The 1483-nt window shown below is 37.8% G+C and carries 1 protein-coding gene; it reads left to right on the forward strand.

The window, feature by feature from the left end:
• The first annotated feature begins 118 nt into the window (after positions 1-118).
• Positions 119-1443, forward strand: a protein-coding gene (locus PQ511_RS23540) for an IS3 family transposase (protein WP_273854342.1) whose coding sequence is annotated in 2 segments (ribosomal slippage) — positions 119-503 and positions 503-1443 — 1326 coding nt in all. Because the reading frame shifts where the segments join, the coding sequence is not laid out codon by codon here.
• The last annotated feature ends 40 nt before the right edge of the window (positions 1444-1483 follow it).

Here is a 1483-nt window from a genome sequence, read left to right on the forward strand (position 1 = left end):
TGAACTGTAACCCGAATAATGGACACTTATAAAAAAGTGCCCCGTTATTCGGGTTATTTCTGTTTCTAGAAATAAAACCCGTTTATAATGAAACAAAGCAGAGGAACGGAGTGAGTAAATGGCTAAGCGTATTTTCACTGAACCCGAAATGAAGCAGCTTGAGAAAAACCCGAATGTGTTACGTGTATCGGAACGTACAATCACTTATCATCCCTCATTTAAGAGGATCGCTATTAAGGAATATCAGATAGGGAAATTTCCTAGTCAAATATTTGAGGAACATGGATTTGATCTAAACGTTATTGGCAAAAAACAACCTAAACGTGCTTTACAAAGATGGCGTGAAACCTATGAAAAACATGGAGAAGAAGGATTGGAAGGGGAACGAAGAGGTATAGGGAATCGTCGTACATCTACCAAAGATCTTTCACCAGAAGACAAGTTAAAGAAAGCAGAAGCACGAATTAAATACTTAGAGGCTGAGAATGAATTCCTAAAAAAGTTAGACGAACTCGAAAGGCAGGCGTTGAAGAAGAAAAAGTAACTCCACAAGAGATTTATACACTCATCGATCGTATTATTCGTAAGTTCACTTTAAAGAACCTCATATCCTATTTGTGTGAGTTCGCCGGTGTTAGTCGAAGTGGCTATTATGCATGGCTTAAAACTAGTTCCCGTCGATCGTTTAGAGAGAAGAGCGATCAAAAGGATGTCACCTTAATTCGGTTTATTTTTCAACAAGAAAATGAAAAAGCTGGCGCCCTTCAGATCAAAATGTTCCTAGAAAATGATTATGATATCATCATGAACCATAAAAAAATCCGAAGATTAATGAAGAAATATCAGCTTGTGACAAAAATTCGACAGGTCAAACCTTATAAGCGAATGTTGAAAGCTACTCAGGAGCACCGGACATGTCCGAATCTTCTCAATCGTGAATTCAAGCAGGAAAAGCCTGGTCTCGCGTTCTTAACAGACATTACATATATTTATTATGGTAAGGGACAAAAAGCTTACCTTTCATGTGTAAAAGATAGTACGACGAATGAGATTGTAGCTCATCATGTATCGACTTCCCTCGGAATGGATATTGTTTATCAAACCTTAGAAAAACTCAAGACCGCTGACAGAATTCTTCATCCGGATGCCTTACTTCATTCAGACCAGGGTTTTCACTATACGCACCCGTTATTCCAGGAAAAAGTAAAAGACATAGGACTCCGAGAGTCTATGTCCAGAAAGGGGAACTGTTGGGATAACGCACCTATAGAATCATTCTTTGGTCATTTTAAAGATCGAGTCGATCATAAATCATGTAGTAGTTTCCATCAACTAAAAAAAGAAGTAAATGACTATATAAAGCGTTACAACCATAGAAGATATCAATGGGGATTAAATAAAATGACCCCGGTTCAATACCGAGGTCACTTACTAGCAGCATAGGTCCTTTTTATAAACTGTCCAAATTATAGGTTACAGTTCA

Origin of the sequence: Guptibacillus spartinae, from assembly GCF_028610625.1 — a bacterium.
Taxonomy (GTDB): domain Bacteria; phylum Bacillota; class Bacilli; order Bacillales; family Guptibacillaceae; genus Guptibacillus; species Guptibacillus spartinae.